Annotated in this window: 15 protein-coding genes; 10 read left to right on the top strand and 5 right to left on the bottom strand. The window is 42.8% G+C overall.

The annotated features are described in order from the left end of the window. Window positions 1–16: 16 nt before the first annotated feature. The 5 genes from OA79_RS02080 to OA79_RS02060 form a co-directional block, all read right to left on the bottom strand. Window positions 17–2,269: a TonB-dependent receptor gene (locus OA79_RS02080; protein ID WP_063331557.1), complete on the bottom strand. Its 2,253-nt coding sequence runs from the start codon at window positions 2,267–2,269 to the stop codon at window positions 17–19. A 597-nt stretch (window positions 2,270–2,866) separates the two neighbouring features. Beyond that, window positions 2,867–4,933, bottom strand: coding sequence for a TonB-dependent siderophore receptor (locus OA79_RS02075; protein ID WP_063331556.1), 2,067 nt, complete (start codon window positions 4,931–4,933; stop codon window positions 2,867–2,869). 209 nt (window positions 4,934–5,142) lie between these two features. Then, a complete protein-coding gene (locus tag OA79_RS02070) occupies window positions 5,143–5,886 on the bottom strand; it encodes a helix-turn-helix domain-containing protein (protein WP_063331555.1) in 744 nt (247 codons plus the stop codon). 140 nt (window positions 5,887–6,026) lie between these two features. Then, a complete protein-coding gene (locus OA79_RS02065) occupies window positions 6,027–7,514 on the bottom strand; it encodes a mannitol dehydrogenase family protein (protein WP_063331554.1) in 1,488 nt (495 codons plus the stop codon). Window positions 7,515–7,534: 20 nt separating this feature from the next. After that, window positions 7,535–9,238: a purine-cytosine permease family protein gene (locus tag OA79_RS02060; protein ID WP_063331553.1), complete on the bottom strand. Its 1,704-nt coding sequence runs from the start codon at window positions 9,236–9,238 to the stop codon at window positions 7,535–7,537. Between the two features lie 784 nt (window positions 9,239–10,022). Between OA79_RS02060 and OA79_RS02055 the strand changes: the two genes are divergently transcribed. The 10 genes from OA79_RS02055 to ppnN all read left to right on the top strand — a co-directional run bounded on the left by OA79_RS02055 (window position 10,023) and on the right by ppnN (window position 24,998). Further along, complete coding sequence (locus tag OA79_RS02055; RefSeq protein ID WP_063331552.1) at window positions 10,023–11,813, top strand: CHASE domain-containing protein; 1,791 nt, start codon at window positions 10,023–10,025, stop codon at window positions 11,811–11,813. Next, complete coding sequence (locus OA79_RS02050; protein ID WP_063331551.1) at window positions 11,814–12,230, top strand: response regulator; 417 nt, start codon at window positions 11,814–11,816, stop codon at window positions 12,228–12,230. A gap of 18 nt (window positions 12,231–12,248) precedes the next feature. Beyond that, window positions 12,249–13,964 (top strand): putative bifunctional diguanylate cyclase/phosphodiesterase, encoded by a 1,716-nt coding sequence (locus OA79_RS02045; protein ID WP_063331550.1) that lies wholly within the window; start codon window positions 12,249–12,251, stop codon window positions 13,962–13,964. Between the two features lie 125 nt (window positions 13,965–14,089). Continuing rightward, window positions 14,090–14,755: a glutathione S-transferase gene (locus OA79_RS02040; RefSeq protein WP_063331549.1), complete on the top strand. Its 666-nt coding sequence runs from the start codon at window positions 14,090–14,092 to the stop codon at window positions 14,753–14,755. A 78-nt stretch (window positions 14,756–14,833) separates the two neighbouring features. Continuing rightward, the gene (locus OA79_RS02035) at window positions 14,834–15,352 is read left to right on the top strand and encodes a sigma-70 family RNA polymerase sigma factor (RefSeq protein WP_063331548.1); all 519 of its coding nucleotides are present in this window, start codon (window positions 14,834–14,836) and stop codon (window positions 15,350–15,352) included. Beyond that, window positions 15,349–16,341: a DUF4880 domain-containing protein gene (locus OA79_RS02030; protein WP_063331547.1), complete on the top strand. Its 993-nt coding sequence runs from the start codon at window positions 15,349–15,351 to the stop codon at window positions 16,339–16,341. The genes OA79_RS02035 and OA79_RS02030 overlap by 4 nt, the downstream gene beginning before the upstream one ends. Before the next feature lie 103 nt (window positions 16,342–16,444). Next, on the top strand, window positions 16,445–19,207 hold the full coding sequence (locus OA79_RS02025; RefSeq protein ID WP_063331546.1) for a TonB-dependent receptor: 2,763 nt from the start codon (window positions 16,445–16,447) through the stop codon (window positions 19,205–19,207). A gap of 82 nt (window positions 19,208–19,289) precedes the next feature. Beyond that, window positions 19,290–22,124, top strand: coding sequence for a M16 family metallopeptidase (locus OA79_RS02020; protein WP_082825338.1), 2,835 nt, complete (start codon window positions 19,290–19,292; stop codon window positions 22,122–22,124). 148 nt (window positions 22,125–22,272) lie between these two features. Next, a complete protein-coding gene (locus OA79_RS02015) occupies window positions 22,273–23,499 on the top strand; it encodes an MFS transporter (RefSeq protein ID WP_063331544.1) in 1,227 nt (408 codons plus the stop codon). Between the two features lie 125 nt (window positions 23,500–23,624). Next, a complete protein-coding gene (gene ppnN, locus OA79_RS02010; RefSeq protein WP_063331543.1) occupies window positions 23,625–24,998 on the top strand; it encodes a nucleotide 5'-monophosphate nucleosidase PpnN in 1,374 nt (457 codons plus the stop codon). Window positions 24,999–25,058 lie beyond the last annotated feature (60 nt).

Raw genomic sequence — 25,058 nt, 5'->3', positions numbered from 1 at the left:
TTAAACCATGCCTAAATTAAAAATCCATGCTTGCAGAAAGTGTGAATGTGCGACCTTGGCCTAACGCTAAATCATTGTAATGACTGGTTGACCAATAATTTTTATCCAGCAGGTTTTCGATATTCGCACGGATGGTCAGAGGGGCTTGTTTAATTGTAGTGACATAGCGAGCGCCTAAAGCATAAACAGTATAGCTTGGTAAAGATTGCTTATTATCGTTCTTAAGATACTGTTTAGAGACCGCGGTAGTGTTGGCCGTCAGTGTTAGGTTCTGAATTTGAGGTGTATCCCATTCTAAACCAAGTTTTGCCTGCCATTTAGGTGTCTTCGAAGCTTGATTGCCTACAGTAGATGCATCACTTGCGGAGGTTATTTTGGCATCAATGTGTGAAACACCACCCATTAAACGGAGATGATTAACTGGTGTACCGAAGAAACTCCACTCTATACCTCTGTTGCGTTGCTCACCATAATAGTCATATACGTCAGTATCATTGTCTTTATATGCGTTCGGTTTTTTAATTTCATAAAGACTAACGGTATGAGAGAATTCCCCTCCGTCAAATTTCACTCCTATTTCTTTTTGTTTTGTTTTGTAGGGAGCGAAAATCTCACCATAATTACTGGCACTATTATCAGTGACTGTGTCGCCTTCACTTAGGCCCTCAATGTAATTGGCATACAGAGAGACTTGATCTGTCATTTTTATAACAAAGGCAAGGGATGGTGTCACTGCGCTTTCATCGTATTTAGCGCCAGATGAAAGTAATCCACCTGTTTGTTCGGTTTTGACTTCTTGGTAGCGCGCACCCAAAGTGAGTTGATATTTATCTTCAGAAAAAGATAAGGTGTCAGCCACGCCAACGCTTGTTAAATTCGTTTCTGTTGTCAATAAAAGAGGGGCATTTAAATCTAAATCAGGTCGATCGCCCCATACTGGATTATAAATATTAGTAGAATATACATCTGTAAACCTGAGGCCATTTAGGTTGTATGTTTCATTGTAATGCGTGATGTTAGATGCAACTTGATGATTTACTTGGCCTGTTTTAAAGTCACCATTTAATCCGATTTCCATAGACATTCTTTCGTTCGTATCGTCTACGTAACCAAGGGTAGTATCAATATCACCATCTGAATTAGAGACTTCTGCTTTTGATGCACTTAACCCTTCATAGGACATTTTATTCGCCCCCAGAGCTGCATAAATCGTTAGTTGCGTATTCACATCAAATTCACCGCGAGTGATCACGCCTTCGGTTTCTGTATCAAAAAAAGCCCAACTTGGATTAAGTATGGTGTCGGAGTCTGGCGCGCTTGGAATGTCCACCCCCGAAGCAATGGTGATTCCTCTAATTGGCGCATCAGCATGCTCAGAAGTGCGATATAAGTCAGCGGATAAACGAATTCGGTCTCCTCGCCAATCCAAAGCGACCGACCCCAGCTCGGATTCTTTTTCCTGACGGTTAATCGTGGTGTCACCCTCTGAGTAGGCACCATTGATTCGCACACCAAATGCTTTGTCTTCACCAAAGCGGCGACCAATATCTATGCTTGTACCGATTTGCGAGTCAGAAATGTATTTCGTTGTGAAACGAGTGAGAGACTCATTATCTGCTCGTTTAGTTACTAAATTAACAGAGCCACCAATAGAGCCATTTGGAGCCATACCATTTAGCATCGCTGATGGTCCTTTTAATACCTCAATACGTTCAAACATTTCAGTGGCACTACGATAATAGGGAGCCATACCGGATAAACCATTGAAAGTGACATCGTTGCTGTTTGAGGAAAAGCCTCGGATAGAATAACTTTCAAGGTTTTCACCAACGACATTACTGGTATGAATCGCAGGGTCAGTCGCCGCAATGACATCAATGACATCTGTTGCTTGTTGATCATTTATAAACTTATCTGTATAGCTGATAGCGCTGAATGGCGTCTCTAATGCGTCTTTATTTCCCAAAAAACCAGCATGATTGGTCTCGGTTATCTGACCTTCTGAGCCGGAATAAACAGGGTTTTCCTCACGATCACCTTCCACCTTTACAGTAGATAGCATTACTTCTGACGCCGTATTAGCCGTTTCTATATTGGTTGTTGCTTCAGCATAAACCGATGAACCACATGTCAGCATGGCGCCAACGACAATACTGAATAAAACGCTATTTTTCTTTGTGCTCAGAGTGTTTCGTGCAGAGTATTGCGTTGCCTGAGTTATATTCTTTGTAACCTTATGGTCGTGATCTAAATGCTGAACATCGTACATCGTAAGTGCCTTCCATTTATTGGTTAAAATCTATTTTCCAACAGTATGTGGAAATTTTTAAAAGGATACTAATGCAAGTTATTATCATTATCAATAGATTTATAAACGTGATGTTTATAAATTGTTTTTTTAGGTGCGAAGTAAATTGAAATGGTGTGATGTTTAAATAAAATTAAGCGGTGTCTAAAGGCTACGGATAAAATGTGTAAGTGAAAAAGAAAGGATTTAATGGGGATCTGGTCTTGCTATGGTGCTTTACCCCCAATGTTGATTAACTTTGATGGCATTGCTTTGCCATATTATTAGGCCGCAGTATTTTCATGAGATATTAATCGTGCGAATGACATAAAATCGCTGATAGCGCGTCTGTAGGAGATGGGCTTGAGATTTGATTGGAAGTATCTGTTTGTTTCAAGGTTATCGATGTCCTCGATGAATTGAATGTCAGTCGAAACGTCAGATAACTGGATTTAACATTATGTCTGTAATGGGATGAGGCATAAATGGATATTATCTTCGATATGGATGATTTTGCTTGAAAAAAGCCAGAACAAGGTATGTTCTGGCTTAAAGGGGGGGGGCTATTAAGGCTTGTGTTTACCAAGCGTGGTTTAGGGTCATGGTTATGTCGCGGCCTCGATTGTAAAAATCCGCAGTACCTGATCCAACAACGTGTTGCTCATCTAATAGGTTACTGACGTTTATAGCGAGTTGCGTCGCTGGGGTGATGTCGTAGTTAAACGAGGCATCAAGAGTCACTGCTGCTTCACTTTTTTTGCTGTTAGCCGCGTCGAAGTAGTATGAGCCTATATAACGCGCGCCTAATCCGACAGACATATCTTGACGTGGTAAGATGTAATGTCCCCACAGGGAAGCGGAATGTTGTGGTGTGATCGCGAAATCTTTGCCTTCATAAGAGTCGTCTTCGGTGACTTTAGAATCCATGTAAGAATAACCTCCAGAAAGGCTCAAGCTTTCTGTTAGTTCTGCTCTCATTTCTAAATCAACACCTTTAACGCGGTTTTTGCCGATGACCTCACGATCAATTGAACCATCATTCTGTGCGACAGCGATGTTGACATTGCTTTTTTCAAGCTCGTAAATTGCCACAGAGAAAATGGCATTTAGATCGCTAGGCGAAAATTTTGCGCCGATTTCAGTTTGGTCTCCACGCACAATTTCTGTGCCTACAGAAGGTGGAGAAACAGATTCTACTTGACTGATGTAAGCCGACACTTGGTCGTTGAATTTGTAGGTAAAGGCCGAACGGAAAGTGTTTTCAGAAAAGTCACTTTGGGTTTCAGTATTATTCTGATAATCGTTTTCTGAAACCTCAATGTCATCGTGTCGAGCGCCGATGGAAAGAATGTATTTATCATCCCATGCTAAGTTTTGCTGTAATAGAGCGGCTTGCGTTTGATAGTCGGTTTTTTTATCGGCGAGAGGGTTTAGAACGCTTGGTGCGCCAGAATAGACAATATTATTGACATCGATACTGGTCGCGGTTCCCCAAGCACTGTTCTCAGTCTTGCTAGAATCTTGGTACTCAATACCAAATACTGTGCTGCTGTCGAGACGATCAAAGGTAATGTCGTATTGTCCTAGTAAGTTACCGCTAAATTGTTGTATTGCCGTGTCTGTTGCAATGAAACCGCGATTGACTGTGTCGCCTACTCGATCGCTTGTGTCCGTAATATAAGTGTAGCCATATCGGTTTGTTGAATCTGTGTATCTTAGGTTGGATGAGATGTTAAGGCCATTATCTAGGCTGTGATTAAGTTGCGTACTGATGTTGGTGCGTTCTACATCTTGATAGTTAAAGTCTGGCTCACCAAAGAAAGTACTTCTATCGTATTCTTTATCAAACGGTGCGCCGCTACTATTGGCACTGGTATCTGTATTTAGGTAATCAACAAGAAGTGTTGCACTGGTTTGGCTGTTTGGTTGCCAGGTTAAGCCGCCCATAACAAACTGTGAATCGTCTTTTGAGTAGTCGTACTCTCGGTCACTGTCTTTCACCTTAGCCGTTAAGCGATAGGCTAGGGTATCACTCTCGTCCAAAGTACTGTTCACATCAAGGCCAATTTCTTTATGGTCGTGAGAACCATAGGTTAAATAGGCGCTGGAAAATTCATCAAATTTTGGTGTTTTACTAACGAAATTAATGGAACCGCCAGGTTCTGCTGGGCCGAATAAGGTCGAATTCGCACCGCGAATCACTTCAACTCGTTTGTAAGCAAAGGGTTCTTCACGGATGTCGAATAGAGAGCCAAGATACAAACCGTCACGGTAAGTGGAAGCGTTAAAGCCTCGAATTTGATAGAAATCGGTACGATCGTCGGCGCCGTAGTAACCCGTTACAGTACCTGGCGTATATTGCAGAACTTCTTCTGTTGTGGAAGCTCCGCGTTGCTGGATTTCTTTTTCTGTGATGACGGAGACCGACGCCGGTGTGTCTTGAATGCTGGTGGCGACTTTACCGCCAACCCAAAGTTCTGTCGCAACGATGGATTCGCTGTCATCATCGGCCTCTTCGGCTTGGCTGTTGATGAGTATGGGCGAAAGACGAAATACGTCTTCATCTGTTTCGGCTAAAGCTGCACTGGGTAATATGACTGAACAGCAGAATAGGGAGGTGGTATATGGGGTTAGTTTTCTTCTCATCGTTTTCTCCAGTAGCGTTTCTCCCCAATCAATGAATAACAATGCTAGTGTTAATGGTTATTAATAACAAAATGCATCTTTGTCACATCATAACATTTTAAAAAGGGAGGTTTATGAGATGCGTACAGGATGTAGGGCCATGGCTTTCATCTTTTATCTGAACGTATCTCGTTATATTTGATACAAGCAAAAAGATGATAGGAGTCTTGTTAAGAAGATAATTGTATAAATCGGTCACTTTTATCATGAGCGAGTTGTTTGGGGGTAAGGCTGGCGTATTTTCGAGTGAATCGAATGTAGTGAGATTGGTCATTAAAGCCTCTATCAGGAAAGAGTTCTCCCGCTTTTAATGAGTCAAAACTGTGTCGGAAGCGAAGGATGTCACAATAGTTTTTCAGGGGTAATCCCAACCATTTATTGAAATAGCGGTTTATCTGGCGACTACTCCAATTGGCTGATTGAGCAATGTCGTTAACGGTGATTGTACCATTTGTTTGGTAGATTAAATCAGACATGATGCGCTTTCGAGAGTCTATTTTTTGTTTTAGCTGAGAGGTAAAGTAGCGCTCCAGCTTGTCACAAAAACCATTAAAATCTTCAAGATCTACTTGCTTTATGCCAGCGTAACCTGATGTTAAGCTGATGTGGTCATTAAGAATATCTGCAACGGATCTTTTTAATAAATATTCCACCGCTAGCAGGTTCAATCGGACGCCCATTAATACGGATTGTTTTGGCATGATGCCTTGTTGTTTCTGTGTTTCCAATCCGACTAAAGAAACGTGTAAGGGAAACTCCTCATTACTGAAAAAATAGACATCAATACCGCCGTCAGGAAAGGTGACCAGTTCTTCATCCTGATCACTGGGGTTACGAATCATCCAATAGCTTTCGATGAAGGGAGACAAGGCTTCATTTGGCGCCAATGAGGTAACTTGAATGGTGTCTTTCATTGTGAGAGTAGAATAGCTCTATAAATTGATGAATGAGACTCATTCTACTTTTTGTGGAAGATAAGAGCCACTGTTACTTTTTCGTTATATGGTGGCTCTCGCTTTAGCGCTAATTGGTGGTGGTATTGGTTAAGTCTGTTTTAATGCTCTGCCATGAGGTTTTGCATTTGTGTTGCGATGTTAGACGTTTGATATAGGGTCTCACGCATCGGTTTATACACAGCGGTAAAAGAGGGCTCTTTCGCTAAATCGCCAAACACATTATACAGTTTCAGAAAAGCCAATGGATCCGATTTTGAGTTGGTTGCGGCGTGATGAAGCTGTTCTTTCATCTCGTCAATAATGTCTAGTGCTTGCCCTGTTTGGTCAGTGCCTTTGTCAGAATAATAACACCATGCTGCAATGACTAAGGTGGCGTAACGGATACTGCCACCATTGGCTAAGTTTTCTTTGATCGTTGAGATCAAAAACTTGGGTAATTTAGAGGAACTTTCTAGGCAAATACGAGATAAATGATCTTTGACATTAGGATTGCCAAAGCGCTCAATTAAGGTGTTTTTGTAGTCATCAAGGTCAATTCCGTCTACTGGATCTAATATAGGTGTTGCTTCAACATCCATGAATCGTCTTAGGTAGCTTGCAAAAAGAGGGTCGGCAACACAACCATCAATGGTTTGGTGACCATGAATAGAGCCTAATAGCCCCAACACCGAATGACCTGCGTTTAAGAGACGAATTTTCATGGTTTCATAGGGGGTTACATCACTGACAAAGTGTGCTCCAGCCCGTTCCCATGCAGGACGTCCATTGCCGAATTCGTCCTCGATAACCCATTGATGGAATGACTCACATACTACCGGCCAAGCGTCTGTAACACCTGCGTTTGCAAGTGCGTCAATGTCATCGCGAGTGGTGACGGGGGTGATTCTATCGACCATGGCATTAGGGAATTTGACCTCCTGTTCAATCCAGCTTGCGAGATCAGCGTCGTGTTGCTGAACAAACGCCAGCAGCATTTTTTTGGTCATGTCGCCATTGTGTTGAATATTGTCACAGGACTGAACCGTAAACGCAGGGAGTCCTGCTGAGCGTCTTTTTTTCAAGGCCGCGGTTAAAAAGCCGAATACCATTTTAGGGTTGTCTGGATTATTTAGATCGTGTTGTACATCTGGATGAGACAGATCAAATTCGTTGCTTGCTGGATTGAAATAATAGCCTCCTTCAGTAATGGTTAATGACACAATTTTAGTGTCTTCATGTGCCATTTTATTAATCGCTGCAGGTGCATCATCAATGGCTAAAATAAAGTCAATGATGGCACCAATAACACGATGTTTTACCTCACCACTAGGATGCTTTTCTATTAGTGTGTAGAGATAGTCCTGCTGCGCTAAGGCGGTTGCGATTTGACGATCAGACTCTCTAAGCCCAATGCCGCAAATTCCCCAATCCAGCGTTTGGTTTTGATTGAGCAGTTGGTCGGTATAAAAAGCTTCATGGGAGCGGTGAAAACCACCTACGCCAATGTGAACAATGCCAGCCTTCAAGTTGCTTCTATCATAGTTAGGACGCGCAATAGCGTCAGGTAAAGACGAAAGTGTTTGTTGATTTAGTTGTACGTTTGTCATTTATACATCTCGATAGAGGGTTAAGCTTGCAACGCTTTACGACGGCGTAATGACCAATATGCCGTGACAAAGTAAATGACGGTGCAGGTGAAGCCGTAAAAAAAGAAGGTATCTCGGTTTTGTTGATAGCTGTCCACATCAGAGCTTAAGAACATGGTGATGCAGGCCAGCATTAAGGTGATGGCAAGACTGATCCAAGAGATGGTAACCAAGGCTTTAGAAAAGGCACGTTGATCTTCTATCAAAGGACTTTCTTGTTGCGCTTGTTTGGCTTGGTAGTCTTCAACTAAAGCGTCGTATTTTTCCATTTCAGCTTGCTCTACGGGGTAGGTTTTATTGGCCCCATGACGCTTTGCTAGCAAGGTGTAAATGATAATAGTGACGCACCAGGTGGGTAAAAAGAGATAGTAGAACGACATGATGTTGAGTGCATTTAAGCCAAACCCAAATACCAAACCGACTCCCCATGCGGTCACGGCAGGGCGACTGTGAGTCAGTTTTTGGTAACTTGCCCAATAACGGCTGTAGCCTATTTTTGGGAAAATTATGTGTTCGGCGAACACAATCGCGCCGACAGGTACTACTAGTAGTCCTGCGTAAGTCAGTAGTGGTAGCATTTTACTGAACACAAAAGGAAAGCAGGCCACTAAAATAGTCACTAGGCCAACCGCGAGTGTTGTTTGTTTTCGAGTGCGTTGTTTAAAAATGGCCTGAGCTGCTAATCCAGCACGATACAGGTTCGCATTAGCGGTGGTCCAACCAGCGATAATGACTATCACAAATCCGGATAATCCCAGTGCTTGAAAAGCCACATCACCTGGATCCAGCTCGGTAATTGACTTCTTAACAAGTACTGCCGTACCTGCACCCATGATGCCTGCCGAAACCCAAGCAACAAAATGTCCAAATAACATGCCTGAACTGGTGGCCAAACCGTAAATAGGTTTTTTGGCGTAGCGCAATAATGCCATATCGATCAAGCCAAAATGTGTAATGGTATTGGCTGCCCAGGCAAAGCCAATAACCTCAACTAGACCGATACCAGGTTCGCCTTGAGCATTGATGCCCGTCCAAATGGATTGGTCCCCTATGGTAATAAAGTCGGTAAAGTTGGACAGACTGGTTGTGCCTAACACAGAATCAGCCAGAGCAGGCATGATGACAAGCGCGCCGGAAATAAACATGACAAATAGCCAAGGGCCGCAAATACTGGAAAATTCAGAGACGGCTTTAAAGCCGTACATGGCTACAAATACAACCACTATGCCAACAAACAACACAACACAGACAAACCAGAGATTTGTCGGATACCAATTGAGTTGCGCGGGAATGTTAAATAGATAACGAACAGCAGTACTTGAGACCGTTATCATGGCGGCGGATATGACGGTGAAAATAATGACATTGGCCCAGTTATAAAGCTTAGTCATCGAGTCGCCGGCAATTTTATGTAGGTAGGTGTATAAGCTCAAGCGGGTTTGGGTTGCGATTGGCGCTGTAATTAGAGTCCAGCTTAAGATCGCCAGTAGATTGCCAATGAGTAGCCCCAGCAGAATATCCATTGTCTTAGCGCCAAGTGCGACAAACGTGGCACCAATGACAAATTCGGTCGCAGCAACGTGCTCACCTGCGTATAAGCCTAAGAAGTGTTTCCAACCATGGCGCTTATGTTTTGCTATCGGCAGTTGTTCTTCGCTGACATTATCCAGTTGCTTGAAATTCATATTCTTATCTCTTTAATTTTCAAGGATTAATCGTGGTTTGTCTGTGTGCTTATAGGTTTTGTTTACGGTGTCAGATCGACAGTGGGTCGACATCGTTTTAAGACGAGTCTTTCTCTGAATTGAGCTTGTGTGGTTTCAAAAAGGGTCAAATTAAAGCAATTTGAAAAACATGAGAATCGCTGAAAGTACTAAGCAGGAATGCTCGTGTTTGAGTTTGATGAAATTCGCTCTTCCTTAAAACGTAGGAGCGTAAACAAGACCGCATAAAAGTATCTATATAGATCGTATTTCGATAGTTATTAGCTTTTATTTTTGTATTTTTAATAACTTATTTTGTTATTTATAAGCCGCGACGAACTATAGCAGCCCTTTTTTTTCATAGGTAGCGTGATCTAAGATAAAATATAGCTGTAATCGTGCAAAAAAAGAGGAATGTGGTTTTTTTGATATTGACTTGACTTAAGGTGATATTTTTTTGCTGTTTTCGTTTTCAGAAAGCGTCGTACCTTATTGTTGGCTGAAACAATAAAAAATATTGGCGCCTAACGTTTACTTGGTAAAACGCACCTTTGTTTTCATTTGTATCTAAAATGCGCTTTTAAAGCGGAAATGGTGACAAAAATAAACACGATTAGGCACTCAATATAATCGCTTTTCGCTATGCTATTTAAGAGAGATTATCATTTCTAATTTCTAAGCTTATGAGTTGGGTCGAGATGTTGTAGCCAATAATGTGTTTAAGCTCAGTGTGGAGAAATTAAATTTTTAGGATGAAAACATTATTATGCAAGATCAGAAGGGAATTTCTTTTAACGGATTCCACTGGAGTCATTGGGCTGTTATCAGCCTGTCACTATTGCTGACTCTGGGAGCTTGGTACTTTAGCAATCAGCAAGCGGAGCAAAAAACCAAAGCGCAATTTGACTTTCAAGCGGAGCAAATTGTGAGTTTGGTGCAAGAGCGCATGGAAAAATATGAAGAAGCCTTGTGGGCTGGTGTCGCTGCACTTCATACCTTGCCGAATAATATGGCTCGTGCTGATTGGCGAATTTTTGCAAATAGCCTAAAAGTAGAAGATCGTTTTCCTGGTATTAATGGGATTGGTGTTATTCATTATCTAGAGCAGGATAAGTTGAATTCATACCTTGCTTGGCAACGTGAAACCACACCAAACTTTACCCTGCACCCTGCACACACAAAAAATGAATATTGGCCGATTACTTACATTGAACCGCAGGTGACAAATCAAGCTGCGGTCGGGTTGGATATGGCACATGAAATCAACCGTTACAGTGCCGCTAAAAAAGCAAGAGATACAGGGAAAGCGACTATCACCGCTCCCATTACCCTCGTTCAAGATGCCAAGAGGACCCCAGGATTTTTATTTTATGCGCCATGGTATGGCGACCGTCAGGGTGGACATTTTTACGGTGATCAGAACGGTGATTTTCTTGGTTTGGTTTACTCGCCTTTTATTATGAAGAAATTGATGGGGGGGGTGCTAACGAACAGTAATCGTCAGGTCAACTTTAGTATTCATGATAGTGGTGAAGCGTTATACAGTGAGCTGAATGAAAGCTCAGAAAATTATGACGATAATCCTCTGTATTCCAAGCAAATAGAAATCAACATGTATGGTCGAGACTGGTTGTTTACGGTGCAATCATCTAGCCTGTTTCGAGCGCAAAACACCCAGAATCAACCCTTGATTATTCTTGCAGGGGGGATTGTGATTGATTCACTCTTGTTGATCATTTTTATCCTACTTTCTCGCGCAAATCATCGCGCTGTGTCTTATGCTGATAAAGTAACACAGGATTTGAAACAGCAAAAAGAAGAATTGGAAATCGCTCATGAAGACTTGCAGTTGCGTAATCAAGAGTTAGAAGAAGCCAATAAAGATTTGGATCAATTTGCGTTTGTGGCATCACATGATTTAAAAGCGCCATTACGAGGGATTAGCCAATTAGCCCAGTGGATTGAAGAAGACCTAAGAGAGAATTTTACGAGTCAAACTCGTGAATTTATGGACTTATTACAAGGTCGAATTCAACGCTTAGAAAAGCTACTTGATGCGTTGTTAAGTTACTCCCGAATTGGTCGTGAACAGAATACCTTTGAACAGTTTCATTTGGGGGCACGGGTTACAGAGTTGTTTTCTTTGATCAACGCCAATAAGGCGTTTATTTTTGAGTGCGAAGATAACGTAGGCGAAATGAATACCTTAGCGGTACCACTTGAGTTGGTGTTAAGAAACTTATTATCGAATGCAATAAAGCATCATGACAAAGGCCAAGGAACGATTCAGTTCAAAGCGGAAAAACAATCTGATCATTATCGAATTTGTGTGATCGATGACGGCCCTGGTATTCCATTACAGTATCAGGAAAAAGTGTTTGATTTGTTCAAAACCTTAAAACCGAGAGACGAAGTAGAAAGCAGTGGATTGGGCTTGTCCATGGTGAAAAAAATACTCGACCGTTACGAATGTCATTATCAGATTTCATCGAATGGCGAGCGAGGTACCAGTTTTGAATTTGAGTGGCCATTTGAAACGGCGCTGAGAGAGGAATAAATGAATAAAACAGCGTTTAATGTGTTATTGATTGAAGACGATGATGTGGATGCCATGGTCGTCGAAAGAGCGCTTTGTCAGCTTGGGTGTGACTACTCACTGCAGCGTGTTAAAGATGGCATTGAAGCATTGGAATGGCTCCATGAAAATAAATCAAAGCGACCTTTTATTACTTTGTTGGATTTGAACATGCCTCGAATGGGCGGTCTGGAAATGTTAGAGAGAGTCAGGCAAGATGAATCGTTACAAGATCTCCCCGTGTTTGTTCTAACCACGTCAAACAGCCCAAATGAAGTGGCCGCTTCCTATCGTCTTAATGTCGCGGGTTATTTTAGTAAAACGAGTTTAGGACAAGGTTTTCAGTCTTTGTCAGATCTATTAGTGAAATATTGGCAATTGGCAGAATTGCCAAGGTAAATTGAATCAGAGGGAAGTATGGATTTATTGATTATTGATGATGACGCGGTTGATAGAATGGCGGCAATTAGAACGTTAAGGCGCTCAGATTTGCCTTTAAGTAGCATCGATCAAGCTCACTCTGCTGATGAGGGAATTCATTTCGCTAATAAAAAACAATATGACATTGTTTTGTTGGATTATCAGTTGCCGTCGCAAAATGGTATTGAAGTATTACGAGAGCTAAGAGGTGCCGAGAATTTCTCATCCGCTATTGTCATGCTAAGTCATAGTAGTGATGAAGAGCTCGCTTTACAGTGTGTGGAAGCTGGCGCACAAGACTTTATAATGAAGAGTGAAATTACGGCTTCAAGGCTAAAGCGAGCCATTCTGATTGCGGCGGAACGGAGTAATTTGGAAAAACAGGTTAGAGAGAGTCATGAGCAACTGAGAAACTTGGCTGAGCAAGACAGTTTAACCGGTTTAAGTAATCGCTACTTTTTTGATGCGGCACTAAAAGACCAGATTACCCAAGCGCAACTTGATGGCCGAAAAATAGCCTTGTTGCTATTGGACTTGGATAAATTTAAACACATCAATGATACTCTTGGACATGCCGTTGGTGATGACGTGTTGAAAAAGGTGGCGTCTCGATTGCGATGTGTTTTGGGGATTGGAGATAAAATATGTCGTCTTGGCGGCGATGAATTTGCTATTTTACTTAGCCATTTTGAGCACCTTAATCAAGTTCGTTGTTTGGTTGATGAAGTCATGTTTGAGTTGTCACAACCGGTTCATTACAGTGGCCGAACCATTGACATATCGGGCAGTGTTGGGGTGGCTACTTATCCTGAATGCGCAGTATCAGCGATTGATCTAATGAAGTGCGCTGATGTTGCCATGTATCGCTCAAAGGGCTTGGGGGGTAAGCAAGCTCAGTATTACTCAAAACAGTTTCATCAGAAAATCGAAAGTCGTATTCGAATTGAGCATGACTTGAAGCGAGCCATTGAGCGAGATGAATTTGTGCTGTATTACCAGCCTCAAGTGGATTCACAAAGCTTTGATTTAGTCGGAGTGGAAGCTTTAATTCGTTGGCAACACCCTGAGATGGGGTTGGTGCCACCAGATGAGTTTATTCCCATCGCGGAAGAAAATCATTTGATCATTGAACTGGGACGCTGGGTCATGAATGAAGCGTGTAAACAGTTTCAGATTTGGTTGAATAAGCCGAGTATGAAAGAACTCAATTTCACCATTTCTGTGAATTTATCAGCACGTCAATTTAAAGATACAGGTCTTAGTGAATTTTTGTTGGAATGTTTAGATCGATATTGTATTCCTGCTGAACGAATCGAATTGGAATTAACAGAAAGTAGTTTAGAGAGCAGTCTAGTTGCGCTCGATATGCTGAAAAAATTGTCCACAATAGGCGTGAAGTTAGCCTTGGATGATTTTGGTACTGGCTATTCTTCGTTGTCTCACCTGAACGAATACCCGTTTAATATTCTTAAGATTGATAAGTCTTTTGTCCGTTTTATTGAACATGAAGACGAAGCCAATTTGTTAAAAGCCATTAGTTCGTTCGCCCATTCTCTTGGTTTTGATACGGTTGCAGAAGGTGTGGAAACCAGTTTTCAAAGAGACCTTTGTGCTAGGTTAGGGGTTAAGCGACTGCAAGGGTACTTCTTCTCGCCACCAATACCGGCCAAAGAAATTGAGAAAATGTGGCAACCTAAACCTGCATTACAATAGCGCTATCATGGTGCAGACTGAAATGATCATAAAAGGCTGAATACGGTTGTTATTTCAGCTTTCTTTCCTAATTGTGTCTTTACGACTGTGTTACGTTTGAAATACCTAAATGTAAGGATACCGTTATGATTCAAGTTCATCATCTAGAAAATTCTCGTTCACAGCGTATTTTGTGGCTGCTTGAAGAACTCAATTTGGCCTATGAAATCATTGAATATAAACGTGACCCCGACACCGCTTCAGCGCCTGAATCACTTAAAAAAATGCACCCTTTAGGAAAGGCGCCGATTTTGACTGATGGCGATCATACTCTTGCTGAGTCCGGCGCTATCATTGAATATTTGTTGGATCAATATGATGAAGACAATCGTCTTCGACCAACCAAAGGGCAAGCTTTACTGGACTATCGATATTGGTTGCACTTTGCCGAAGGTTCGCTAATGCCTTTGTTGGTTATGAAGCTGGTCATGACTCGAGTGCCAAAAAATCCTATGCCATTTTTTATAAAGCCAATTGCCAAAGCGCTGACAGGTAAAGTAATACAAAAATTCATTCAGCCGCGTTTAGAGCCGCAAATTGAGTTTATTGAAGCGACGCTTGCGGATCGAACTTGGTTTGCCGGAGAAGAATTAACGGCGGCGGACATTCAAATGAGTTTCCCATTACAGGCTTCCAGTACGCGAATGGACTTATCTTCTTATCCTAACATCCGCCATTTTTTGTCTCAGGTGGAAAAACAAGCGGGTTACCAACGGGCATTGGCAAAAGGCGGGGCTTTTACGACGCTTTAAATTAATTGATATTGATTCTCATTTTTGCTATTTTGCTCGCTCTTCATACAGTGATATAAGGCGAGGTGCTCCCAAGCGATGAGTCCTGAACAAGAAAATGCTCAAAGGGTTGGAGACATTTATATTGAGCATCATCAATGGTTAAAAGGATGGATTCGTAAAAAACTGGGTTGCAATGAGTTGGCGGCAGACTTAACTCAAGATACTTTTGTGCGCCTGCTGAAAAAATCAAATACCTCATGGAATGGTAGGGAAGCAAAAGGCTTGCTTGCCACCATTGCCCGAGGTTTGTTTATTGATCACTGGCGCCGTAAACAAATTGAGCAGGCTTGGCTTGAGTCGCTGACAAACTTAGAAGAAGATTTTCAACCGTCAGCCGAGCATTCCGCAGAGATGATCGAGGTTTTGTGCCAGCTTGATGCCTTGATTGCAAAAATGCCGATGAAGGTAGCAAACACGCTCATTTTATCGCAATTACACGGTTTAACGTATCGAGAGATCGCTGATCATTTGTCTGTTTCTGAGCGAATGGTAAAACGTTATATGGCCCAGGCGATGCTTGAGTGCGTGATGTTGCAGTCGGAACTTTCCCCATGATTAATTCAAAATCGAATCACTTCAAACAGTTAGAAGCGGCATCTGAGTGGTTTGCCATATTGTCGGATGAAGCGGTATCGGAACAAGATAAACAAGCTTGGCAAAAATGGTTAGAGGCTGATATAGAGCATCAGCGGGCTTGGTCAAAAGTTGAATCAGTCGGCGCCATGTTTGACTCTTTTCAACAACAGGGGCTTAACACTCCCGTTAAGCAGGTTCTCGACCACAGTCATGCCAGACAAGTGTCACGTCGACAATTTACTAAAGGTTTATTCGGCGTCACGGCGGCGTTAGGCCTTGGTTGGATTGGATGGGAGAAGGTCAGCTTGTCCACTATGGTGGCGGTTTGGAAGGCCGATTTTCATACTTCGACTGGTGAGGTGAAGCATTTCACGCTAGCAGATGGTTCTGATGTTTGGTTAAACACATTGACAGGCTTAAATGATGAGTTTGATGACAACGTGCGGGCCATGTCTTTGATTTCAGGCGAAGCATTTTTCGATTTAAATGAAACACAAGATGAACGGCCTTTCTTAGTGAGTTGCCCTCATGCGGTCATAAAACTGACGTCCCCAAAAGCTCGTTTTTGTTTGCGCCATTTATCTGATCAACAGGCTGTACTGGCTGTCTATCATGGACAACTGTCTTTTTCTTCCTTGCACTCGAAACAGTCTAGGCTGATTAATGCTGGAGAAGAGGTGCATTTACATAAAAATGCTTCGATGCAACCTCAGTCAGTATTGGCTATGTATGAGTCTTGGACTCGTGGTCAATTAATTGTCGATGACATGTCTTTAAGAGATTTTATTAATGAGATTGGCCGTTATCAGTATGGTCATATTAATCTCGATCCAAGCTTAGCAAGCTGGCGCGTGGTTGGAACCTATCCAACCCAAGATATTGATACCGTTTTGGCAATGTTAGAAACGGCATTTCCTATTAAGGTCGAAAAAATCATGCCTTGGTGGATTAATGTCGTAGCCGCATAAGAATTTAAGCGATGCCTTAAAATAAATAACCTTTCTTATGTCCCTTTTTCGTAACTGTGTTCGGTAATAGAAATAAGAAGTATTACTATTACCGGAGTATCACATGTTAACCCGCCGTTCTTTTCGTTGTGTCAAGCAGCGAACCACTCCCACGTTACTAGCTTTGAGCATAGGCTTGGTAACAGGAAGCTTTTCTTTTATTGTGCCAAATAGTGCGCTTGCGGCATCCGTTATTAATGAGCATAAATTTTATCGTATTCCAGAAGGATCGTTAGAGAAAGCGTTAAACCAATTCGCAGTAACATCAGGTTGGTTTATTGGTGGGAATGCTCAATTAACCCGCGGCAAACGAACAAAGGGTTTAGAAGGGCAATACTCGCGCACACAAGCGTTAGATCTTTTATTGTCAGGTACTGGGTTATCTTATCAAGAAGGCACGGGTAACAGCCTTGTTTTGGTTGATGCGAACAGCGTAACGGAAACCTCAGATGGCATTGAACTCTCTCCTATATTAATTAACGACACCAAAGATACGACCAAGATTGGAGAGAAAACCATTCGTTCTTCTGAGATAGAAAGTATGGCAGGGGAGAGCACCAATTTAACTGACTTGCTGAAAGGTAATGCGGCTGCGCGTTTCAGTCTATCTTCCAGTAACTCTGCTAGTAGTGCCAGTATGCGCCCTGATGAAGTCTCTATTCACGGCCAAGCTCATTATCAGAATGCTTATATTATCGATGGCATGTCGGCCAACAATGACTTGAGTCCTGGGGATTCAGAGGACAAATATACTAACCCAATTAATCCAGCCAGCCTCAAAATGTTGTCTGGTAGCTCATCACAGAGCTTCTATGTGGATCCAGCAATTTTGGAATCGGTGACCATTTATGATTCCAACGTGCCAGCGGCGTTTGGGGGCTTTCTTGGCGGTGTGATTAGCTCGGAAATCAAACGTTATGATGGTGAAGATTATTTTTCTTGGAGGTATCAGATTTCACGCGATGAATGGGATGAAATGCACGCTGATGAGTCATTGGAAGAAAAAATGGAGGAAGGGAACTCTATAGCAGGTGAGTACACGCCAGATTATCTAAAGCAGCGTTATACCCTCTCAGGTGCTCAAAGGTTGGGAGAGAAAGCTGGCATGACCTATAGCTTTTCACGCGGAACCTCTCGTTTTGCTCAGAGTTATCAGAGGAAGACATCAAACCTTGATTTAGGGCGTCAGGGAATTGAATACGACGATACTGTGGATAATCTCGCAACGCGCATTGATTTTAAAGCCACCTCAGATTTAAACCTTGGTGCGTCAGTCCTTTATTCGAATCGTTATCACGATGGCCTCACCAGTAGTTCATACGAGTCGGCTTTTGTAAAATCCCACAAAGCGACAGGTATCGCCTTTGATACGGTTTATCAAGCGCAAAAAGGCTTGTTGACTAGCCGTTTGAGCTATAACCAGGCGCAAGATACCTTAGCATCCGATGACTCGATTTATATCAACCACCCAGCGGATGCAGCCAATGGTGACTGGCCTTATTCCGGTGGTTTTGGTGATGTGAATCAGCAACAGAATACCGCAGCACTGACATTGGACTGGTTACAAAATGCCTTTGTTGTTGGGGATTTTCAGCACTCTTTTCACCTGGGTGGAGAGCTAAAACATATTAAGCAGTTTTATGAAGTAGAAGACGACATTATTAGTCAAACTTATAAGTGCATTAGCACTGTTAATCAGTTTTGTGCCGATGCAAACTCTGATGGTGTGGTGGATTACGATGATGAATATCTGTTATTTCAAAGTGAAATCGCAGCAAACAAATTAGAAAAAAGCTATTTGGCTTACGGTGCTTTTGTTGAGGACTCCATCAAACACAAAGATTGGACTTACTACTTGGGGTTGAGAGCCGACTACAATACTTCGCTTGAAAACTTGGATATTTCTCCCCGCGCTAGTGCCACTTGGGATATTTTCAGTAACCAGCAAACCTATTTGATTACTGGCGCCAATCGATACTATGGCCGTGATTTCTTCCGTTACGAGGTGAACAGTCAGTTACGCTCATGGCGTACCGTGTATCGATACAATTCCGATGGTAGTTTAAATCGTGTGACGAATTATTCCGATGATTCTTTCTACCAGTATGACTTAGACACGCCTTATTCGGATGAATTGGTGTTGGGAGTGTCGCAAAAACTGGGCAACGTTAACGCCACTCTCAAGTGGGTACGTCGAGATTCTCAGGATTTAGTGACGCGTGCTGAAAACGACACTGGTGATTACTACACAAATGAAGGGGAAAGTCTTACTGAAACCCTTTCTTTGAGTTTCGAAACACTGAAACCTTTTGAAGTCGCAGGCACACAAACTTACGGTGGTTTTTCCATCAGTTATCAAGAAAGCGAAACCAACGTGTTGAGTGATGTGTCATACGAAGAGGAGATTTCTTCTGACTCTATCTACTACCACGGTCAAGTGATCTACGAAACTCAATTGCCAAAAACGGATTTTAATATTCCTTTTACTGTTAAGTTTTCTACTGAGACGTTTATTCCTAAATGGAACCTGACTTGGTCAAACCGCATTAATGTGAAAGCTGGCGGTACGATAGCGAAAGACACGAACGAGGATTACACAGACAGTACTGGCACATATGACATATACGATGATCTAGACTTTGATCAATTGGTTACCTTAGACACCACGTTTGAGTGGCGACCAGAGCTGTTCAATGATGTGGATGGTTACCTAAAATTAAAGATCAATAATGTCTTTGATGACTACATTGATACTTCCACGAACTCCAATACTTATTCTTACACCCTGGGGCGCTCAAGCACTATCGAAGTGGGAATGCGTTTCTAATTGATGCTAATGGTTGGATTAAATCTCTTTTATCAGTAGTGACGCAATTTGGTCACTACTTTTCTCGTTTTTTTGGATGTGAATGATGTTTTATCAGCGAGTTTTGAGTGTCTTGTTTTGTTTGCTCGTTCAGCCAGTGTTGGCTAATGAAGTGGGGGAGCTGTCTTGGGATAAACGGATTGTTCGTGGCACTTTGGACAATGGTTTTCAGTATTATATTTTTGACTCACGACAAGAGAGTGACTACCCAGAGCAATTGACCATGGCGACCTTATTCGTCAAAGCGGGTGCCATGGATGAAGAGCAGGATCAACTGGGCGTGGCACATATGGTTGAGCACATGGTGTTCCACGAAAGTGATGATTACCCGCAGAGCGTGAGAAGTGCATTAACTGAACTTGGTCTTAAGCAAGGTCGGGGCTTTAATGCGATGACCAACAGCGAAAATACGCGCTATATGATGAATCTAAAAAAGACGGATGACAAAAGCTTATCCGCTATGCTGAAAATTTATCAACAAATGGCTTTTTATGCGCAAATTAAGGATGAATCCTTAATTAAAGAACGTTTGGTAATAGAAGAAGAGTGGCGTAAAAAATTGTCGCCCAGAACGCGTATTAATGAAGAGAAAAAATCGTTATTACGGGTGGGGTCTTTGTATCCTGAGCGTCCTGTTATTGGTACTCAAGAGTCCATTAAAAATACCTCGGTAGAGCGACTAAAAGCCTTTTATCAGGACTGGTATCAGCCCAGTAACATGGCGTTAATCCTCTATACTCCAAGCAATCCTGAGCATCTTGCTAAGCAAATACAGCAACTGTTTGGTCAAGTTGAAAATAACCCATTACCGCCGCGCCATGAAAAAGACCCGCAACTAGATGATACGCTGAAAATCGGTCAATTAACGGATGCGGCGGGCAAAATTAATCGCGTGGCCTATCTACTGCGTTATGCCAATTATTATGATAATTCACAACAAGGGCGACGTAATGGTTTGATCGATTACATGGCCCGTCGTCTACTAACGCAACAAGTGCGTCGTCAAAACAGCACGCTAGACGATCAGGTGAGAACGTTTTCAAGTACCAAAGGCAGTGTGTCTCCAAATGTGGATATTCTGGGCTTTTCAGTGAATGTCGATACGGGCTTTCACGCGCTCGGTTTGTCTGTATTGGCGTCAGAATTGGCCGCCATTCAACAGCAAGGTTTTTACCAAGCTGATTTTGATGCAATACGACAAAAAGTCATGGATACAGTTGAAACGAATAAGCAGGCAGCGCAACAAAGAGGCAGTTTATGGAGCATGAAAATGTTAGATGCGGTTGCCTCTAATAAAGTTTTAGCGGACCCCGAGATGTCTAATAATCAAGTGCTTGAAGTATTGCCAACGATTCATTTAGACGATGTTAATCAGCGAATGCGAGACTGGTTGAGTTCCGCGGATCGCATTCTCTACAGCCAAGCGGTTGGCGGAAAGAAAGTAGAGCTTGGCAACGCTGAAGCAGTAGAGAAACTATTTTCAAACGCTTTGCAAGCTACCCACAATCCCTTGCAAAAAGCCGTACAAGTAGTAGATAAAGTACTGCCGGAAAGTGATTCGAGTGGGGAGTATCGTTTGTTGTCTCGTGATACGCAATTAGGTTTGTCTGAGTGGCAGTTATCAAATGGTGATGGATTGACCTTATTGGATCCGACGGTTTTGGCGGAGCGCTATGCAGACGTTTATCAGCCTGCTGAAGAGTCTATTAGTTATTTCTCTGCTTACTCTAAAGCAGGTTATCAAGTATTAGAGGGTAATCACTGGGCGGAGCAAATTGCATTACAACTCTCAGAAGCGACTGGCATCTATGGTTGGACAGAAAAAGAGCTAATCAAATGGCGACAAACGCACAAAATAAATTTGTCCATCAAACAAAAAGCGCAAAGCGTGTTTTACCGAGGCAACACAGAAGATGAAAACTTCGATACCTTATTCGCTTATTATCATCAGTCACAAAGCCTGCCAAACATTAACCTGCCGGTGTATCAGGACGTAATGGAGACGTTGTTGCGCAATGCCAAAGTGGATGTGGTAAGAGTGAATGAGGCTTTTGCAAGGGCGGTTGCCAAAACGCGTTTTGGTGATGAGCAAGAGTTAGTGCCCAGTGTAGAGGGGCTTGAGCCGCTTAGTTTTGCTGAGTTGAACCAAGTTCGTGAGCGACAGATTGCGCAGCCAGTTCAATACTTCATAGTTTCTCGTCTGGATGAGCAAGAACTGCTGATGTCCGTAGCAAAGCATTTAGCGAGCATTCCGCGTGTGGATACACAAACAGCATCATCAGTGTGGCAAACTCAAGCCGTGTTGCAAAAAGCAGGGCACAGAATATTAGATTTGCCGATAAATGAAACACCAAAAGCGGAGTTTCGTTTGTACGCTTATCAAGACATGCCTTGGTCGCCACAATTGGCATTACAGCTCATCTATCTTGGCGAGCGCTTGGAAGAGGTGTTGAAACGACAACTTCGCGATAAGGTACAAGGCGTTTACAGTGTTCGAGTGGGTCTGGAGCTAAATCGTGAATCAAATCGCGCAGAACTTTCTGTTCAATTTTCTAGTGACCCACAGCGAGTCGACGCTTTGGCATCGCAAACGGAGCAAGTATTGGCGGACTTGCCTGCGCTCATTACGCCTCAGTGGGTGGCAGAAACTCAGGCCGCTTTTGTTGATGTGGAAAACAACCGTTTAAAAACGTCTTTCCGTTCAACCTTAGTGCACAGGTTAGAGTTGAGTTTTGTTAAGTTTGACGATGCCCGTTATTTAAACGACATGTCTCAATTGGCTGGCTCTTTGACACTGGATGACTTCCAAAAATTGGTGCACTCACTGCAGTTTGATAATAAGGTCTTGGCTTATTTGCGACCCAAGTCATCAGAATGACCATGGTCGTTAAATATTAAATGCTCTTTGTTGGCGAAAGGCTCAGTGATTGTCACTGGGCCTTTTTTTCTTTTGGCTTGCTCTTGTTCTGCGCTTAGCTCTATGATTTAGAGCTTATCTTTAGCTATGGACGATGCAGGGGATCAGCATGTCACAACCCGTTCGATTATTCAGTTTAGCCATGGCGCTTGTGTGCATATTATTGGCGTTAAATTTTGGCTTGCGCTCGTCCATGGGCTTCTTTATGGCGCCTATTTCTGAAGAGTTTGGTTATGGTCGTGAAGTGTTTGCTTTCGCGTTGGCATTGCAGAACTTATGTTGGGGATTGTTTCAGCCTCTAGCCGGGGCTTTTTCTGATCGCTTTGGTACCTTGAAAACCTTATTTATTGGGGCGGTTTTATACGCATTAGGTCTGTATGTTACGGCGGAAGCCAGTACTATTTTTGGCCTTAATCTTGGCGCCGGGGTCTTGATGGGAATGGGCATTGCCGCCACAGGCTTTGGGGTTGTTTTGCCAGCTATGGCGAGAATGGTGGCTCCTGAAAAACGTTCTTTCGCCTTGGGGCTAGGCAGTGCAGCAGGTTCGGCTGGACAGCTTTTGGTCATCCCTGTGGCACAAGGTTTTATTTCAGCTTATGGCTGGAGTACCGCGTTGCTTTTGCTCGCGGGTGGTGCTTTGATGATGGTGTTGTTGTCGAGCCCGTTTCGCAATGAAAAAGACATGAAACTTACTCAGTCAGGGAATTCAGAAAATACGCAAACTATGGCGCAAGCATTAAAAGAAGCGGGCGTGTATTCGCATTACTGGTTGCTGGTGGTGGGCTTTTTTGTGTGCGGTTTTCAGTTGGCCTTTATTACCGTACATATGCCAGCTTTCTTGTCCGATGAAGGCTTTTCATCCGAAGTGGCCGTCGCCAGTTTGTCGCTAATTGGTTTGTTTAATATTTTTGGTTGTTTGTTATCGGGTAGTTGGGCGGGCATCTATTCGAAGAAAAAGTTGCTCACCATTATCTATGCGTTACGCGCCGTCGCTATTGCACTCTTTATGGTGTTTCCAATGACGGATTGGTCTGTGTATCTGTTCTCGATTGTGACTGGGTTGCTTTGGTTAGCCACGGTTCCACCGACCTCAGGTTTGGTCGCGCAAATGTTTGGTTTGCGATACATGGGCATGTTGTACGGTATTGTTTTCCTTGGTCATCAGCTTGGCTCATTCAGTGGCGTTTGGTTAGGTGGTTACTTATACGATCACACTGGATCTTATGATGTTGTTTGGTGGGCCGCTTGCCTCATTGCTCTGGTTACGGCCTTGATTCACATTGTGATTGATGAGCGCCCTGTTGGGCGCTTACGAACTCAAATGGCGACTAACTAATTGATCTTTAATTAGGGATATTTTGTTAACTTTGTTTAGTCTGCTTGATAAAGCGGTCCATCACTACCAATATAAAGTAATGATAAAACCGTTAAAAAGTAAGATAAAAAAAGAGGAGGGCGATCATGCAGTATGAAGATCGCGTAGATGCGTTAGTGGCGCCAAAAGGCGCTTTGGAAATGTTGTCACAAGATGAAATGGCGCGTTTGTCTGAGGAATCAGGGCCGCTTCATGATTTATTCCACCGTTGTGCGTTGGCCATTTTGAACTGCGGCAGTGATTCGGATGATCCGCAAGCGATTATGGATGAATATCGTGATTTTGATATTAAAATTATTCAACAAGAACGTGGTGTGAAGCTACAGCTAAAAAATGCGCCCGGTAGTGCGTTTGTTGACGGTAAGATGATCAGCAGTGTGCGTGAAATGCTATTTAGTGTGCTGCGCGACATTATTTTTACCCATCATGAATACGATTTAGAAAATGGCTTAAAAACCGCAAGTTCAGAAAAACTGACGAATGTGGTGTTTGAATTGCTGCGTAATGCCGATGTGTTTCGCCGTATTCAGAATCCAGATTTGATTGTGTGTTGGGGGGGCCACTCTATTGCCCGTCATGAATATGATTACACTAAGCGTGTTGGTCATGAATTGGGGTTGCGGGATCTCAATATTTGTACTGGCTGTGGGCCTGGTGCCATGAAAGGGCCGATGAAAGGCGCGGCGATTGCGCATGCTAAGCAACGCATTAAAGATGGCGTGTATTTGGGGTTAACTGAGCCTGGTATTATTGCCGCCGAATCGCCAAATCCGATCGTCAATCAATTGGTAATTATGCCGGACATTGAAAAACGTCTTGAGGCCTTTGTACGAGCTGGGCATGGTATCGTTGTTTTCCCTGGTGGCGCTGGCACTGCGGAAGAAATTCTCTATATTTTGGGGATTTTATTGCACCCTAAAAATGCCAATATTCCTTTTCCATTGGTATTCACTGGACCAAAAGAAAGTGCGGATTATTTTGAGCAAATTCACGCTTTTATTGGGGACGTGCTAGGAAAAGAAGCGCAAAACAAATACCAAATTGTCATTGATGATGAAGTGGCGGTGGCGCGTATCATGAAACAGGGTATGGAAGAGGTGCGTGATTATCGTAAAGCGCATCAAGATGCGTTTTACTACAATTGGAAATTACACATTCCAGAAGAGTTTCAGCATCCTTTTGAGCCCACTCATGACAATGTCCGCAGCTTGAACCTGCACTTCGGACAAGAGTTGCATTTACTGGCTGCCGACTTACGTCGTGCCTTTTCTTCTATTGTGGCGGGTAATGTGAAAGCGCAAGGTGTGGCTCACATTAAAGAGTTTGGCCCGTTTGAAATTCATGGTGATAAGGCCTTGTTAGCCAAATTGGATGTACTGTTACAAGCCTTTGTTGATCAGCAGCGTATGAAACTACCCGGTACGGCTTATGTACCTTGTTACAAAGTGATCACTGATTAGTTATTTGTATCTAGCTAGGTAATAAACAAAAAGGCGCTCAACACAGTTTGAGCGCCTTTT

Source organism: Marinomonas sp. TW1, assembly GCF_001625355.1.
Lineage (GTDB): Bacteria > Pseudomonadota > Gammaproteobacteria > Pseudomonadales > Marinomonadaceae > Marinomonas.
The sequence above is the reverse complement of the archived record's forward strand: the minus strand, read 5'-3'. Positions and strand labels throughout refer to the sequence as shown.